The organism is Lysinibacillus sp. NPDC058147 (assembly GCF_042884205.1).
Classification (GTDB): Bacteria; Bacillota; Bacilli; order Bacillales_A; family Planococcaceae; genus Lysinibacillus.
Genome location: NZ_JBHVUJ010000015.1, coordinates 35,853 through 51,050, shown reverse-complemented (window position 1 = coordinate 51,050; position 15,198 = coordinate 35,853). Strand labels below are relative to the sequence as shown.

Genomic DNA, 15,198 nt, shown 5'->3' with positions numbered 1-15,198 from the left:
CTTAAATTTTTCTTAAGAGTTGACATTATTTAGCTGTATTTTTATTAGGCTAACTATGATTAATTCTATGTTTTCATGTTCTCTATGCAGGCAGTAATTTAAGGTAAGTTTTATTTATTTGCATTTCATCGTATTCTCATGTGGGGTACGATTGGGGTACGAGGCATTTTTTACTGAGGTACTTGGGGTACCAAAAAATATACGGACAGGTATATGTTGAATCTGATAACTTTAGTTTAAAAAAACTAAAAAGGTCACTCATTATTTTTTAAATGAGCGACCTTCTTTTTAGTTTAAAAGAATGTTATCTTTATTAGCATATAAATGAATTACTCCAGTACTACTTACCCTCATACTTACACTTGTATAATCAGCATTCAAAATATAATCAATTGCATATCTGATTTCCCATTCTTGAATAAAATCATAACCTTTAGCATTAGAAATACTAGCGTGATTTGAGTTGCTATTTTTGCTGTGTATAATCACTGTATCTTTACATTCATAAATTTTTGTAATTACATCATCAGCCAAATCAGCAGTAACGATTTTTAGTACATCTGTTTTTTGTTTTGTAACCTCTTTAAATGTTTTAGATTTAAACTTATATTTAACTGTCATATTCAATATCTCCAGAATCAACATCTATCAATTTCGCATCTTGTATATCGTTTAATGAAATACGTTTCACTGATATATTCGCATCCAGTAGTAGTTCCTTTTTGTGAGGATCCATACCTGTAACTAATCCAGTTTTATCATGCAAATTATGATTTTGCCATAGCGTTAATGTAACTAGTTGTCGTAATTTAAAGGCACGTTGTATGGTTTGTTCAATTTCTTCTAATTCCCATTCAGTCAAATCACGTTTCTTTTCATGAAATTGCTCTTCTTTCCATTTTCGAATTTCCACCAAATGCTCTGGCAACATCATCGCTGTCCACTTCATATTTCCACGGTCTTTTATCATAATCTAGCCCAAGAACGTTTGTTTGTATACATTATAGAACTAACGTTCTGTTTTTGACAATGAAAGTATTTGATTTCAATGGAAATAATTGAAGGAAAGTATTGACTTTATATACTAGTACTAGTATAATTAAAGTATAGAAAGGAGGTGAACAAAGTGGATTACGATAAGATTCTAGCTTACCTAGTAGCTATCGCAACAATCGCAAACTTACTTACAAGTTCAGCGAAAAACATAAGCGATATGAAAAGTAAGAAAAAACAAAAGCGACGCTCTCCCGGGAAGAAGAAACGTCGCAAATAAGCTGTAGAAGGAGGTTAACGCCTCCTTCCCTATAATCTTATCATATCCATCTCGTTATGAAAAATATCGGATATGTTGTGGCATTAGCATTTGCTCTGTATGTATTAACAGATATGGTTAATTGGAAAGAACCAAAGTTTTTCGACTATTCCATGATTGTTATATACTCAATATGTTTCTTATTAGCGATATTAAATATCGTAGTGTATTTCAAAAGAAAGAAGGGTTAAACTTGGAAAAAAATTCTCAGACCGAAGCAAATAAACGTTGGCAGGAAAAGAACAAAGAACGTGCAAAGTACATTAGCGCTCGATCTAGAGCGCGCAGCTTTATCAAGAATAATGCTTTAGAGGAAGATTTGGATGAATTTATGGAATTGATATTAGAGCGTAAGCAAGTGTTAAATGACATGAAAATAGACCAAGATGGCGTGTAAGCTGTCTTGGTTTTTTAATGTCTTAAACTGCTCATACCTCTTGCGCTATGCATTTCATCATATTCTCGCTCCGCTCAGCAAAACAGAATGTTTGTTTTTCAACATTGTAGAACTAATAAAAAATGACCAAGACCAAAAAAATTTGATTACCTGGTCATTTATTTTTACTAAATTCATTTTAGACGCTTATCTTATAAAAAAATAGATACTGATTTACAAAATTACAATATCCATCACTTTATATTATAGAACTTTTTTTAGGTGTTTCAAAAGCAAATTGGTTTATGGTGCATATGTGGGAAAATACTACCAAAATTTAATAAAACACGATATAATTTATTTATACAACATATACATAAGGAGATAAAATTATGAAACCGATAGTAAGTAGCTTTATGTTTTTTGATGATGTACAACATATGTCTAATTCAAGTGCTCCAGGATCAGCACTGCATTTAATAAACCCTCAAAATATTATAAGAACGCCATTTATACCAAGTACTTATTCTTTCGCAGTTGCTTTTGGGGTTACAAATATTAATACAGAAGAAAGCCATATTTTATCTTTTCAACTTGTTAATCCTATAAACGAAGTAATAGTCGATACTTCCGAAATTCATATTCAACCAGAACGAACAGATAAAATTGTACCTATTGAAGCACGTGGTTACACTTTCAATTTGAATTTAAGAAATGTAAAACTACAGTACGAAGGAAAGTATGTAGGACGTATTTTTGTTAGCAAGGAATTAATTGGCGAATTTCCGTTATTCGTTTATCCAGTAGGTGATTGATATGGAAACTTTAGAAATTCAAAGAGTAGATAATAATTACAAACCAGTTTCTTTAGATTTTAAGGGTGTTCACATAACACTTGGTATTGTCAGTTCGTTATTCGCACCAAGTATAATACCAGGGGTATTAGAGAATACTAGCCCTCAAGGTGAATACACATTAAATTTCAATAAAGAAAATCATGAAAATACTGTATTAATTAATTCAACAAATGTAAACAAGTTAATTGAATTAGATAGTTATGGTGTTAAAATGGTTGAAACAGCTAGTACTGGGCTTAGATTTTCATATGAAAAAGCTGAGCGTGAAGTTACCGTTATGAGTTATTCATCTGTTCAAACTGAGGAGGATGTGACTATGACTAACAAATTAATAATGCATCAAAACAAAGTTGAAAATATTGGCTTTTACGGCGGATTATTCTCTGGTATAGCAATGCTAACAATGCCACTATTTTATAACATTCAATGGCAAGCCACTATCCCGACTACTTTATTATTCCTCTCATTACCTATGTTTACTTTTATTAGAAAGAAACTGAAGGAGGATAATTAATGTCTTCACCAACAGATGCCTTAACACCGAAAGTAGTAACAACAGTAGCCAAGCAGTTATGGCCATCTATGTTATTCATAGTTGTAATGACATTAATTGCAATTACGTCGTTGTACATGTTTAGGGATATATTAGAACCCGATTCTATTAAATTTGCTTTCAATGCGTGGTTCGCTACAATGATTATTATCACAGGTTATGCTACTTATGTTTTTGTAATAGATGCTAGAGTACAATTTAATAAAACCAATGAATAACAAAAAAACAGATAACACAATGTTATCTGTTTTTTGTTTATTATTATTTAATAGCGTTAATCTTATCATAGAGTTCGTTTAACTACAGAAATCAACAATCCTAAAGCTTCACTATCAGTCATTGAACCCACTTTTTCGCTATGGTCCACCTTTAAAATCCCTTTTTGATACGTTGTTTTCAATAGTGCTTTTAAATCCTCTTTCGCTGTTGATGTTAGTGAATTTGCCATCTTCGTTTCCTCCTTTGGTTGTGTCGGTGTTATTGTTTGAGTTGTCGGCTTCATAGCCAGTTCAATTCGTTTTAAGAAGCGATTCCAACGATTTTCGCTTAAGATACGATGAGGACAGTATTTTCCGTTCCAATCCTGGTGTTTTTTCATTTTTTCAATGCCCCAACCATTCTGTTTTAATAGTTTAGCAATGTACTGCATTTTCTTCAGTTGCAGTATAACGAGCACCACCATTTTTGCTGTAGCAGATTTCAACACCGATAAAAATACGGTTACCTTTCTTTAATGTGTTTGGATCTTTACTACTACCACCATCACCACAATGCCCAGGCTCAAAATTAATTGAGTATCTGGGCTTTGTTGTAATTTATGTATACAAACAATAACAAATCTCTTAAAATGGAAATGATTGAAAATAATTAATAGGAGAAAGATTGAGATGAAAAAAATCGTAGCAATAATTGCAATTGTTTTAGTAGCAATTGTGGCCATACCTTATTTAATATTAGTTTCACGATATGAACATTCAGAAACCTTCGATAATTTTCCAATACCTAAAGGAGCAGAGTCATTTGGAGAAGAAAAAAACTCCGATGGTGAAAATACTTTAAATATAATGGGCTTCAAGTGGTCAAATCATAGTAAAGATATTCCAAAAGATTATAAATTACTTATAAAATTAAATGGTTGGAAAGAAGAAGAGGTTGAGGAAGAATACGATGGATCGCTTAGATATTCCTATACAAAAGGTGACTCATTAGTAGATCTTACTAGCATTGAAGAACATTATGTTATTACTTTATCAATAGGAGAATTAAATAGATATAAGAACCAAGTTGGCAATTAAGCTATCTTGGTCTATTCATTAGAATAAGCTTCCAGTGATGAAATTTTTCTTTTTTCCTTTTTTAATTCCACTAAATGTTTAGGCAACATAATGGACGTTCCTTCATATTCCCACGATCATTTATCATAATATCGCACCCCCAACAAAATAGAACGTTTGTTTGTACATATTACAGAACTAATGTTCTGTTTTTAGCAATAAAAAAAATGCCCAGGCTCAAAAATTAATTGAGTACCTGGGCTTTTTGTCTATACTCCGAATTAATTACTGAGTATAAGTATCATTTTTTTTTTTGAATTGATAAGTGACACCTGTAATAAGATTAAATATAAAAAGTAAATTTAAAGGATTTAAAATAATCCATTTTAAATCTGCTTCTAATGCCAATTGTAAAAATATAAACAGGATCCATATTACAAGATAGCTCAATATCATCGGTCTAGAAAACCATTCATTCAAAAATCATCACCTCATTAATCAGTACAGAATGTAGCAAATCCAGCCATACCGCCACCTACAGCACCAACTATAGCACCTCCAACACTTGTTACAGCTTTACCATTTGTACCCTTTTTATCGCCTACAGCAGCACCAGTACCTGCGCCAGCAACTCCTCCGCTTATCCAGGCTCCTGCAGTTCCAAGTGCGCATTTTATTGGATTAAAACTCCTTTTGCTTCTTGATAACGATCCTTGATTTGTTTCAGAATCATTTTGCAATTCAACTAATAACCCATTTTCAATTTCATTATAGACTAAATTAACAGTGTTACCATTTACATCAATTGCAGTTGTCGGTAAAACTTCTGAATTTTCACCGTTAGTTAATGTCACTACTCCATTTTCATTGAATTCAACGTTTACATTTTCATTAGTGAAATTAATCTGTAATGAACTATTATTAAACTTTATTATATCAACATCATTTGCACTTGTATTTGTTTCTACTGTATTAGAAAAAAATTCTTGGTCTGCAAAATTTGATGGATTACTTATTTCAGATGCTGATGCATCCTGTATGTTAGAAAAAGGAATCATTGATAGAGTTAAAGTCGATGCTAAGATTATATTTTTAAATTTCATAATGAACCACCTTATTTTCAGATAATAATATTTTAAATAGCTATAGCTAAACTTACCTCGAGTAATTATTATCCTATCATTACTAACATTACCAATTCAACAGTCGATTCACGCCATTTTTCCGGCGGTCATAACGTCATTTTTTGGCGTACTCAATTGTTTTTTAACAAAATCACGCCAATCACGCCAATTACAACGCCATTTTTTGGCGTGCTTATTTTTTTTGTAATAAAAAAGTAACGTTTTTAGTGAACATATCATTAAAGCTCTTGAAATTTATTTTTTATTTCATTTTATTCTAAAATAATATTTTCACGAAATTGTCACTTTAGTATTATGTAATAAGAAAAAAGACTAGCTCGACTAAATTAGCTTTGCTAGTCTTCATTACTTATTTATTTACGTCTTTGCTGAATCGTAATATACAATCCAATTAAACGATCTGTTGTCATTGCTCCACTTTGTAAATCTTTCAAATGTGAAGCTTGAATAATACCATCCTTTACAGCCTGTGCTATATAATTTTCAGCCTCTGTTTTCATAGTAGGTGAACCCGGATTCCAATTTGTCATTTTGATTTCCTCCTTTGGTTTGTCTTTCACAATTAATTGAACTTGCAATTTGCTGTTACTTGGTACAATTACTTGTCCTTCTAATTTATAACCTGTTGGCATTTTCCAAGTTGATTTAACTTCAAAGTGCGGTCGGTCAATACTACCTACCCAATTACCGCCCCATGTAATACCTAGCTTTCGAGCAATAGCACCTACTCGATTGAGCATTGTCACATCATACAATGATTGTGGAGGGCCAACAGCAATATCCCATGCTAGACGTGATTTATGATTACTGTTTAGTGTCCAAGTAACAATTTGTCCTGGTCGTGTTCGTCCTTGAGCATATAGGTAATTTTGTCGTTCTTGAGAGCGATACGTCTCAGTAATAAAGATGTTCTTAATGCCAGCCTTAAAACACTCTTGGAATAGTAATCTACAAGCTGTTTGTGCAGCTGGTAATAGTTCAGCAAGATCTCGACATGTAGTAGTTACACTTGTACTCATTTAGCATCATCCTTTGGTTTGTCGTAATTAAAGGCTTGCGTGCTATCTGAAATGCCTAATGTTGTCGGGTCGATAATAATACCAAGCAAACCCAAAATACTTAGAATTGTTTCAGAAATAGCTGTAACTTGAGCGTTGTAAATCGTTATATCGACATTAAAAATGCCCGCTATTTGATTAGCGAGCACTAGTAGTAATGCGATTAGCGATACCCAAAATTGTTTGTGTTGAAGTCGTACTTTCCAGTTAATTTTCATGTGTTAAACCCTCCATTTTATCAATTCGTTTATGAGCCTGCTTAGATGATTCTTCTACACGAGTGACCCGTTGTACTACCTCTTGAACTTTCTGATCATTTGCTTTCATATCCAAACGAATATCTTTCATATCTATTTGAATATCATTCACACCTTTGCTGATGTAATGCAATTGTGCGCTCACTTCTGCGGACTGTCTTCCGTCATCTTTAATACTTTTAGTTTTGTTGAGTTGATACCCTTGTATCGCTACAATTAGCGATAAAATTGTTAAAACAATTCCTAATTCCACTGTCAATTGCCATCACCAATCCTTTGCCCTATTTAGTTAAAATAAACAACGCTGTCAGAAGCATCGAGAATCAGTAACACGTACCGTTGCCCATCTCGATTGCTCTCACAGCGCATAATAAAAGCCCTCCACAGATTTGTGGAAGGCCTAAAAACTTATGTTTTTTTTATGCGATATATATCATTTACATATTTTACATACAAAAAAATTATATAGTTGTTTAACTAATTAATAGGAGCTAAAGGAACACCGTAACCATTAGTCCAATATTTAGAATTGGATTTGAAAAAATAGCTATAGAAATTGAACAATTCGTGTGCATCTATTCCTACTATATTATTATTAGACTTTCTAATTTGATAACTAATAACTTTACCATAATGACTTCGTAGTGCTTTCACAGGGTCTACATTAATTACATGATTAGTAGCCTTTTTGAATTCGGTACTGTTTGCGGATAGACCTGACCCCAACGCATTGAAAGTAACCATTTTATTGTAATTGTTAGGATAATACGATGCTACTCCTTGTGCTAGATTTCCACCTAAAGAGTGCCCAACAATCGTTATATATCCACCATTACTAATAGACTTTAAGAATAGCTGAAGTGCATATGGTTTCTGAGTATTACTCTTGTTTATAAAACTTTCCTTATTAGCATACCAATCATCTAAACTCGTAAAACCATCAGTACCACGATAGGAGATTACAACTTCCTTAGTTCGTATATTTCTGAAAGTATAACCTGTAAAACCTGAATTTTTGTATTTTGTATATTCAGAATCTGTTGAGAAATCACTCTTCGTAAGTACTGTCTTAACTACCCAATCTCCCATCAACATTTCGCTAGCAAATTCTTCAGGTGTATAATCTGTGTATATCCATAGTCTATTTTTCACATCATTAAAGATTCTATCATACCCCACACTTAATTGTGGGAAAATCTTATCTAGAGTTGTTTGGTTATCCGCATAATTTTCGAGTTTATTATACGCTAATGACGTTAAAATTAAGTATTGGTTCATTTTTAATTCATATGAATATACATCGATACGATTCTTAGCGCTATCCCAATTTACTTGCGCATCCAAACCTTCGAAAAATCTAATAGGGACATAAGTAACACCGTTTTCAACAAGGGAAACAGTATTCATTTGATTAGTCCCACTTTGATATCCGTTTTCATATCGAGTGGTAGTTTTAGTCCCAACAGTATGGTGCAATTCCCACTTTTGAAATGGATGTGATACAATTATAGTTTTACTGTTTTCATCAAATTTTACAGTTAAACCTAACTTTTCCGAAATTATTCTCAAAGGTACTAATGTACTATTATCTCTAGTAGCTGTTGAAACAGGTATATTCCTTCCATCAATATAAACTGAAGGAGTAGCAGCCTCTGCGCGTTCACCTAGAAATAAAAACGCTAAGCAAAGTGAAAATAACAAAATTACACTTTTTTTCATAAATCCTTTCCTCTCTTACCTAAAATTTTTACCAACCTTTTTCAAACCAAATTTTTGTAATACAGTTGATATATTATCATAATAGTAAAAACGTAGGGATATTGAAAGAGTTAATATTATCCACATTGTATTTTTATGATATATGCAACATCTTTTAATAACTTAATATGTGAGAACTAATACTTAGTTTATATTCTAACCTCACCACTGATTCAGCTTCAGTTTAATTTTCTGTATTATCATAGGACGATTATTTCCACATGTATCTTTCATACTAAAACCACTTTTTCATGATTTTCTTTAATCTCCATAGCGAGTATCCATCGTAAATTCACATCCCATTTCTAATTTAGACAATAAAAATAACGCTAAGCCTTAGCTTGCGTTTCAAAATCTTGCTTTGTTATTTCTTTGTACTGTTCAGCAGTGATTTCTCCAAACGGATTAGCTTCAGTCTTTACAGCTAAACGTAACTGAGCTGCTGTCACCCATTTATACATAAAAGCGATTTGCCAGAATTGCATTATGCCTCACCACCTTTCAAGACCATCATTTCTAACTTCAATTGTGTAACTGTTTCACCAAGACTATTAATAAGTAAATCCTTTTGAATACCCTTGATTTTTTCCTGCGCTAATTGCTCTCCCAGTGAAGCAACTTGTTCATCAATGCTCAACCCTGTTCCAATTTTAATAGGCTCACCAATTGAGCCATCTTTATTACGTTGTTTATATTCCATTACTCTACAGCCCCCGATATTAAGTGGATTTTGTGATTAACCGTAGCATCTGGTCGTGCAGAAGTAAGTTTTAAAATGATATTATCTTTTGCTTCTGTGGTTTCATAATAGAATGTATCTTCAACTATGCTATCGTCGTATGGCATTTGTGCTGTATCTTCTGGTGTTAGAGTTTCATACTGCTCTTGCTCACCATTTAAAGTCATGGACAACTCAACCTTTAAGTCCAATTCTTTATCACGTTCGATAAATAATAAAACACCCTTTGCAGTTCCCTTCGGCGGCTCGATTTTGTAACGGGCTACAGATTGCAAAATAGGTGTTTTCACTTCATTTTTATTAAGTTTTATCGTTTTGCTTGTCTTAGCACCATAGTTGTCGATTACTTCGACCACAATAGTATTTTCACCGACTATTAGTTGTGCAAGTGACACTTCAAATGCCCAATCTCCACCAGGACCATTGTAAATTTCAACTGCATTTCCATCGTTAATGCGTCTCGTCACTTTTAAGCTTGAATTAGCATCTTCATCCCATGCTTTACCACTGATCTTAAATGAATCGGCATCAACGATACCTGACGGCACTACAGCATCTACAGATAAAAGTGGTGCTCGGTTAGGAACAACATAGAATGTTCTCTCTACATTTGTAGATGATGCGTTCTCACTATCGACTGCCCATACTTTTATTTTGTGCGCTACTCCGTCAGCAAGGCTACTTGTTATAGCTGTATCACCATCATAAAGTTTGCCTGCTTTAAATTTGAGCTGTTTTGTTAACGATATTTGCGTTTGACTGACGTTTGTCGCTAAAACCTTTCGCGGTTCACTGTTGATTTGGTAATACGCTGTTACTGACTGATCTTTGTCAGGATCATATGTGTCACCTGAGATATTCATTACATCATTTTCGTATAGAGTAAGATTATCTGTTGGCGATGCAATTGCGATTGTAGGCGGACTGTTTGTACTTATTTTGCCTTTGAATTGTATACCACTAGATACCGTTTCCATGATGAAAGGAGGTGGCGTATCTGCTGTAGTGCCGAATTTAAAACGTCGTTCCGGATCATATAAAGTGTGTACTGAATAAGCTGTACCTACAGGTAAAATAGCGCTACCTTCCCAGTTATTACCTCTGTCTCTTGAGAAAAACAACGGTACTATTGTGTTTGCTCCTAGCACAAATAACGTACCTTCTTTATCTATTGTTATGCTAGCGTTTGCGGTTTCTGTATTTGGATTGATAGGCGTACTAGGCGCTTTCCACGTGACTCCTAAATCGTCAGAATAACGAGTTTTTATATGCGTAGCCGCATTTGAGCTAGTTTGACAATGGAAAGCAATAGTTACACGCCCTGTACCATCTACCATAATAACTGGATTATCGACTGGTTTATCGCTATTGTTGAACGCTGTTAATCCGTTACCGAAATTTTGGTCGCTTGTCGGACTGTACATGAACAATATGCTCATTATTCCAGAAGAGTTAGTTCGGTATGTTAGATACACTTTATTGTTTAACGCCAATATATCTGGATAATAAGCGTTACTAGTTGTTGCGTTATAGCTTGTGAGCATCTTAGTCGCTGAGAATGAGTTCCCTTTATCAGACGAGTAAACATGCGCTATGTTGTATGAAGCACCTGGATATTTAACAGACATTGCTATATGCAATTTATTGTTAACTTTGTCATATGACATAGACGGCGCTGCGTCTACTTGCATTGCGTTACCGTTGATTTGTTTGTTCTGAAATGTCCATGTCTTAGTAACTGGATTCCATAAACTATACATCGCTGTCGATGCTGTTGTATATAGGATAGCTATCTCGTTTCCTACAGCTGCTATTGTGACATTTTTTACTGCTGCTGAAAGAGCTACATGTGATTCCCAGTTTTCACCTTCATCTTTAGATACACGAACATTAGTTTTGCTATCAGTTATATAAGTTACTGAAACCCACCAACCGTTATCCAGGATAATTAGTTTACGGCCATTGTTTGGTCTTATTTTAGTACCTGTTTCAAGAGTTATTGTGCCTTTTGGAATTGCTCCAACCGCCGTTTTCTTCACGTACCAACTGCCATCACTATGACGTCCATTTGCCGGATATGTGCCGTCCTCTGCTACGATATCACTTTGCACTAGTGAACCTTTTGAGTACGTCGTACTTGAGCCTGTTTGTACGAATTTAGAAGTACCTGAATTGTATCGCATCCATCCTGTATAGCTACCTAGACCCGTATACCTTCCAATGCGAGACCCGTCACCGTCTATAACATATACAGTTTCATTACCAGATGACATCGCTATGTTTTGACCACCAGCGCCCGAAAATTTCCCGGTATTTTGGTCTAGGTTGTATGACATGTACCCATATGCCGAATCATTGCGTATTTCAGAATCTGGACTCCATTCAACCTGGTAGACGTAATTAGGTACGGTATTTGGGATAGCTGTAAACTTGTCATAATAATATAAAGCCATTCTTAAACCACCTCCACTAATTCAACGTTGTAAGTCTGCCAATCACCGATGCCCATTTCGGCATTGACCGTATCAATCATCACATTACTACGAGCCACTCTAGCGCCTTTTTTATACGCATTTTTAAGAGCTTGTACTTTAATAGTGTCTGCGCCTACCTCAGTAATCAAAACGTCCTCGCTGCGCGTATCGTCGTAAATCGTAACTTGCGTAAATGGTTTAAAACCTTCGACACTAGCAACCTTAAATTCCGTAGTACCGATTGCAATGGCCAGAGGAATATAGGTAATAGCTTTATCTAACTTGATTTTGTTTGTGCTACCATCCAAAGGATCAGCAAATGTTCCTGAGTTTCCTGGAACGCGACCGTCCAATTCCATTTGTATTTGCATACGACGTATAGTGGCTTCCAAAGAAATTAAATTTTTCCTGTTAATTTCAATGTTTTTATCAAGATGATTCATAACCTTCTGATTGTGTCGAGTACCTTCTTGTAATGCTTCCCAAACAGGCAATCCAGTAGCACGCTCAATTTTTTGTGTTCCTGTTTTTGGGTCTATCACAGGGATAAAATCGCCTTTTTCATCAATTCGTAGGATATGATCCAAAAAATTAATTCGTTCATATTTTTCAATAGCCACTATGCAACAATCCCCTCTGCAATGATAGGAATATCAAAGACATACATAAAGCCTTCATTTTCTTTGTAAAAATTCGTTGGACCACTCACCATAATCGCATTATCTTTATCAAGTAATGCTGCATGTGTTACTGCTCCACTATAGTCATCTAAATAAAACATAACCCGTATGATATTCCCAAGCTGTTCAGTTCTATAAATATCAACATCACGTTGAACGCCATCAATTAAAAAACGCCCCTTTCGTACATTCGAAAGTAGCGTTTGAAACAATAATTTTATTAACCTTTCATGTACTTGCATATAATCACCTCATTTAATAAGAAAATGCCATACCTGTAACCGGATAAATGACTTTATAACCGTGTGACCTTGAAGGAATGTCAATTTTAGACTCACTAGTTACACCAATACCATTGTCAGTTGTAATTGCCTGATTTGTGTTAGGATAAATAACTGGATAAACATGCTCACGTGCACTTACTTTAATTGCTGGCACGTTCATTACATAAAGAAAATGCAACCATAAATTTAAAGGAATCATATCTTCTAAGGTTCTCTTCAAATGATGGACATCAGTTATTTTGCTATAAAACTCAAAATGTAGATCATAAGTATGTGGATCGAGAAGAACATTATAGTTTTCTTCTCCGCATAATGAATTTAATAATTGCTTCAACGTTCGCATTGTATAAGGCAATTTATTATTAATTTTTGTTAAGATACGAGTTTTCCGTTCTTCTAACGTATCTGTTGTTCGTCGCTTTATTTTCAGCATCTTTTCCCACAAAAGCACACCTTTTTCGTCAGTTTCATGAACAAAACGGAACTTGAAAATATTGATCAATCGCAAACGAGCTTTGTTAAAATTATCACTTTCAACACGAGCAATTTCCTGAAACTCTTTAAAATCATTAACCGTTGGTGGTAGTAAAGGATATAAGTCAATCTCATTAGCTAAATAATCATTCACTGATTACACCCCTAACTGGAATTGAGTTTTCATCAATTGCAAGGTTCTCGTCTTTACCGTTAATTAAGGTGTCCTGAATATCCAAAACACCATTGATTGCAAGTGCGCGAGACTCTATTTGTGCAATCCTTATTATTATTTGCGTATTATCTTCCCATTTCTTTTTCAATTCTAAGAAATAATCATCAACCATATTCTGAATATCCAATTCAAGTAGTGCCCAATCATAACCAATATCAAAAGTAATATTGAAGGTAAAGTCTACTGTTGTTTCGGTAACTCCATCAACTTTAACGATGTGCCCAATTGGTGCTATACCTAAACCTTCACCTTGATTTATCTCCGGATCAATGGCCGTTTGAAGATTTTCTAACATAACAGAAGATGGTTTTTGAAATTGAGCATCCATTACAACAACTTTAACGTTATAAATTCCTTCTCGTACCCTATACATTTTAACGCCACCTACACCTTGTAGACTGTGCACCTTATCCTTATAATCTTTCCGATTACCTCCGTATGCCAGTGCATCAAAGCTTTCTAAATAGCGTTTTCTTAAATGTTCTGTAGGTTCTTCATCTTCACCAGGAATTAAAACATCCGAGAGAATTGCTGTCTGTAAACCATCAATGTAATTGATAGGTATTATGTTCCCGAAATCATAATTTCCTAAAGCCCCTGAAGTTTCACACTTTAATTTAAAGATACCTTCACTTATTTTTTCTGTAACTACAAAATTTAAAGTATCTAAACTGAAACGAGAGCCTATAGGAACATTTATATTAAATTCACCTTTTCGTATTGCTTGTGTTGCAGAATTTGGAGTTATACCTCTATCTTTGCTTAATTTAATTAAAAATTCACGAGAGGCAGTATCACCGAACATTTCTTTAATCATGCCGTCCATTGTAAAATATAGCTCATACAATTGTTTTGCATGTGGTGATATGGCATCAAAGATAATCGCACCTTCTCGTTTATCTACGTTATTATCAACTTCATTCAAAGCGTCATTCAATATATTTTCGTGAGTAATATGCTCGAACATCAAATATCCACCTCTCTTTCTATTGGGATTTCACCGAATATTGTATGTGCAGTAAAGGTCATAAAAACTTTATTTTTTTTATGGCTGAAGTTAAAATCTGTTAGCTCGTTTATACGCTTATCATGAAGTAGACATTCTTTAGTAATGCGTTGTAATTCACTGTATACATAAGGAATTGGTTTACCAAATAATTTCGCTATTTCGGCTCCAAAATTCCAAGTATAGATAATATTTTCATAACGCTCAGTACCCATAGCTTTGTAAATGGCTTGTTCCATAGCTTCTTTACCATCTGTATAACCAACAATTCTTTTTCTAGTATGATCCATACGATAAGTTCGAGTTGGTTGTATTTCTTCCTCGAAATCAACAGCTAAATCATCGTAATCATTTCGTGGAATCATCAAACCACCTCTTTATCAATTATTAAATATTGCTGTCCTCCATGAGCCCGGATCATCGTAACTTTATCACCTTTAACAAGACCGTTATGGATTAAGAACTTCTTTCGCCCTTTGTATTCATGTGTATGAAGTTCCTCGATTTCAGTTTCGTGTTCGACTGTCATTTCTACTTCATAATCCATGACCGCGCGAGTAAGCTTCAACTGTTCTTTCTTTAAAGGTAGTTTTTGATCCACTAGGACCTCTAAAGGTTCCACACTAGTAACAATGCCATAAACAATAGTGCATAGCTGTTGAGCATTAATTACTCCTAATACAAGACTTTGGATATTTGATAAAAAGTCATTCATA

General features: G+C 34.2%; 23 protein-coding genes. 6 read left to right on the top strand and 17 right to left on the bottom strand.

Annotated elements, in window-relative coordinates; all coding sequences use genetic code 11:
• Window positions 1–288 precede the first annotated feature (288 nt).
• Together ACFVT8_RS23795 and ACFVT8_RS23790 are read right to left on the bottom strand one after the other, a co-directional pair.
• Window positions 289–621, bottom strand: a complete 333-nt coding sequence (locus ACFVT8_RS23795) for a hypothetical protein (RefSeq protein ID WP_387080561.1) — start codon at window positions 619–621, stop codon at window positions 289–291.
• A complete protein-coding gene (locus ACFVT8_RS23790; RefSeq protein ID WP_387080558.1) occupies window positions 611–970 on the bottom strand; it encodes a YolD-like family protein in 360 nt (119 codons plus the stop codon). Before ACFVT8_RS23790 ends, ACFVT8_RS23795 begins: the two co-directional genes overlap by 11 nt.
• Window positions 971–1,126: 156 nt before the next feature.
• Between ACFVT8_RS23790 and ACFVT8_RS23785 the strand changes: the two genes are divergently transcribed.
• The 5 genes from ACFVT8_RS23785 to ACFVT8_RS23765 all read left to right on the top strand — a co-directional run bounded on the left by ACFVT8_RS23785 (window position 1,127) and on the right by ACFVT8_RS23765 (window position 3,316).
• A complete protein-coding gene (locus ACFVT8_RS23785; protein WP_387080555.1) occupies window positions 1,127–1,273 on the top strand; it encodes a hypothetical protein in 147 nt (48 codons plus the stop codon).
• 232 nt (window positions 1,274–1,505) lie between these two features.
• The gene (locus tag ACFVT8_RS23780; RefSeq protein WP_387080554.1) at window positions 1,506–1,709 is read left to right on the top strand and encodes a hypothetical protein; all 204 of its coding nucleotides are present in this window, start codon (window positions 1,506–1,508) and stop codon (window positions 1,707–1,709) included.
• Window positions 1,710–2,080: 371 nt separating this feature from the next.
• A complete protein-coding gene (locus ACFVT8_RS23775; RefSeq protein WP_387080551.1) occupies window positions 2,081–2,503 on the top strand; it encodes a DUF6941 family protein in 423 nt (140 codons plus the stop codon).
• 1 nt (window position 2,504) lies between these two features.
• Window positions 2,505–3,059 (top strand): hypothetical protein, encoded by a 555-nt coding sequence (locus ACFVT8_RS23770; RefSeq protein WP_387080549.1) that lies wholly within the window; start codon window positions 2,505–2,507, stop codon window positions 3,057–3,059.
• Window positions 3,059–3,316 (top strand): hypothetical protein, encoded by a 258-nt coding sequence (locus ACFVT8_RS23765; RefSeq protein WP_387080547.1) that lies wholly within the window; start codon window positions 3,059–3,061, stop codon window positions 3,314–3,316. Before ACFVT8_RS23770 ends, ACFVT8_RS23765 begins: the two co-directional genes overlap by 1 nt.
• Window positions 3,317–3,381: 65 nt before the next feature.
• Here ACFVT8_RS23765 and ACFVT8_RS23760 read toward each other — a convergent pair whose 3' ends face one another.
• A complete protein-coding gene (locus ACFVT8_RS23760) occupies window positions 3,382–3,696 on the bottom strand; it encodes a hypothetical protein (protein WP_387080545.1) in 315 nt (104 codons plus the stop codon).
• A 289-nt stretch (window positions 3,697–3,985) separates the two neighbouring features.
• Here ACFVT8_RS23760 and ACFVT8_RS23755 point away from each other — a divergent pair, with 289 nt between their 5' ends.
• On the top strand, window positions 3,986–4,393 hold the full coding sequence (locus ACFVT8_RS23755; protein ID WP_387080543.1) for a hypothetical protein: 408 nt from the start codon (window positions 3,986–3,988) through the stop codon (window positions 4,391–4,393).
• 473 nt (window positions 4,394–4,866) lie between these two features.
• On the opposite strand, the gene ACFVT8_RS23750 is transcribed toward ACFVT8_RS23755, so the two are convergent.
• From ACFVT8_RS23750 to ACFVT8_RS23685, 14 genes are all read right to left on the bottom strand, one after another.
• Window positions 4,867–5,475, bottom strand: a complete 609-nt coding sequence (locus ACFVT8_RS23750; RefSeq protein WP_387080540.1) for a hypothetical protein — start codon at window positions 5,473–5,475, stop codon at window positions 4,867–4,869.
• A gap of 395 nt (window positions 5,476–5,870) precedes the next feature.
• Complete coding sequence (locus ACFVT8_RS23745) at window positions 5,871–6,536, bottom strand: M15 family metallopeptidase (RefSeq protein ID WP_387080537.1); 666 nt, start codon at window positions 6,534–6,536, stop codon at window positions 5,871–5,873.
• The gene (locus ACFVT8_RS23740; protein WP_387080535.1) at window positions 6,533–6,793 is read right to left on the bottom strand and encodes a phage holin; all 261 of its coding nucleotides are present in this window, start codon (window positions 6,791–6,793) and stop codon (window positions 6,533–6,535) included. The genes ACFVT8_RS23745 and ACFVT8_RS23740 overlap by 4 nt, the downstream gene beginning before the upstream one ends.
• Window positions 6,783–7,091 carry a hypothetical protein gene (locus tag ACFVT8_RS23735; protein ID WP_387080533.1) on the bottom strand — a complete coding sequence of 103 codons (309 nt, stop codon included), beginning with the start codon at window positions 7,089–7,091 and terminating at the stop codon, window positions 6,783–6,785. Before ACFVT8_RS23735 ends, ACFVT8_RS23740 begins: the two co-directional genes overlap by 11 nt.
• 218 nt (window positions 7,092–7,309) lie before the next feature.
• A complete protein-coding gene (locus ACFVT8_RS23730) occupies window positions 7,310–8,551 on the bottom strand; it encodes a stalk domain-containing protein (RefSeq protein WP_387080530.1) in 1,242 nt (413 codons plus the stop codon).
• 368 nt (window positions 8,552–8,919) lie between these two features.
• Window positions 8,920–9,075, bottom strand: a complete 156-nt coding sequence (locus ACFVT8_RS23725; protein ID WP_387080529.1) for an XkdX family protein — start codon at window positions 9,073–9,075, stop codon at window positions 8,920–8,922.
• Window positions 9,075–9,290 (bottom strand): hypothetical protein, encoded by a 216-nt coding sequence (locus tag ACFVT8_RS23720; protein ID WP_387080526.1) that lies wholly within the window; start codon window positions 9,288–9,290, stop codon window positions 9,075–9,077. Before ACFVT8_RS23720 ends, ACFVT8_RS23725 begins: the two co-directional genes overlap by 1 nt.
• Window positions 9,290–11,782, bottom strand: a complete 2,493-nt coding sequence (locus tag ACFVT8_RS23715; RefSeq protein WP_387080523.1) for a sialidase family protein — start codon at window positions 11,780–11,782, stop codon at window positions 9,290–9,292. The genes ACFVT8_RS23720 and ACFVT8_RS23715 overlap by 1 nt, the downstream gene beginning before the upstream one ends.
• 2 nt (window positions 11,783–11,784) lie before the next feature.
• Window positions 11,785–12,423, bottom strand: coding sequence for a hypothetical protein (locus tag ACFVT8_RS23710; RefSeq protein ID WP_387080521.1), 639 nt, complete (start codon window positions 12,421–12,423; stop codon window positions 11,785–11,787).
• A complete protein-coding gene (locus tag ACFVT8_RS23705; RefSeq protein ID WP_387080518.1) occupies window positions 12,423–12,725 on the bottom strand; it encodes a hypothetical protein in 303 nt (100 codons plus the stop codon). The genes ACFVT8_RS23710 and ACFVT8_RS23705 overlap by 1 nt, the downstream gene beginning before the upstream one ends.
• 13 nt (window positions 12,726–12,738) lie before the next feature.
• Complete coding sequence (locus ACFVT8_RS23700; protein ID WP_387080515.1) at window positions 12,739–13,395, bottom strand: putative phage tail protein; 657 nt, start codon at window positions 13,393–13,395, stop codon at window positions 12,739–12,741.
• A complete protein-coding gene (locus ACFVT8_RS23695; protein ID WP_387080513.1) occupies window positions 13,388–14,443 on the bottom strand; it encodes a baseplate J/gp47 family protein in 1,056 nt (351 codons plus the stop codon). The genes ACFVT8_RS23700 and ACFVT8_RS23695 overlap by 8 nt, the downstream gene beginning before the upstream one ends.
• A complete protein-coding gene (locus tag ACFVT8_RS23690) occupies window positions 14,443–14,847 on the bottom strand; it encodes a DUF2634 domain-containing protein (protein WP_387080511.1) in 405 nt (134 codons plus the stop codon). The genes ACFVT8_RS23695 and ACFVT8_RS23690 overlap by 1 nt, the downstream gene beginning before the upstream one ends.
• Entirely contained in the window at window positions 14,847–15,197 is a 351-nt protein-coding gene (locus tag ACFVT8_RS23685) for a DUF2577 domain-containing protein (RefSeq protein WP_387081505.1), read from the bottom strand. Before ACFVT8_RS23685 ends, ACFVT8_RS23690 begins: the two co-directional genes overlap by 1 nt.
• Window position 15,198 lies beyond the last annotated feature (1 nt).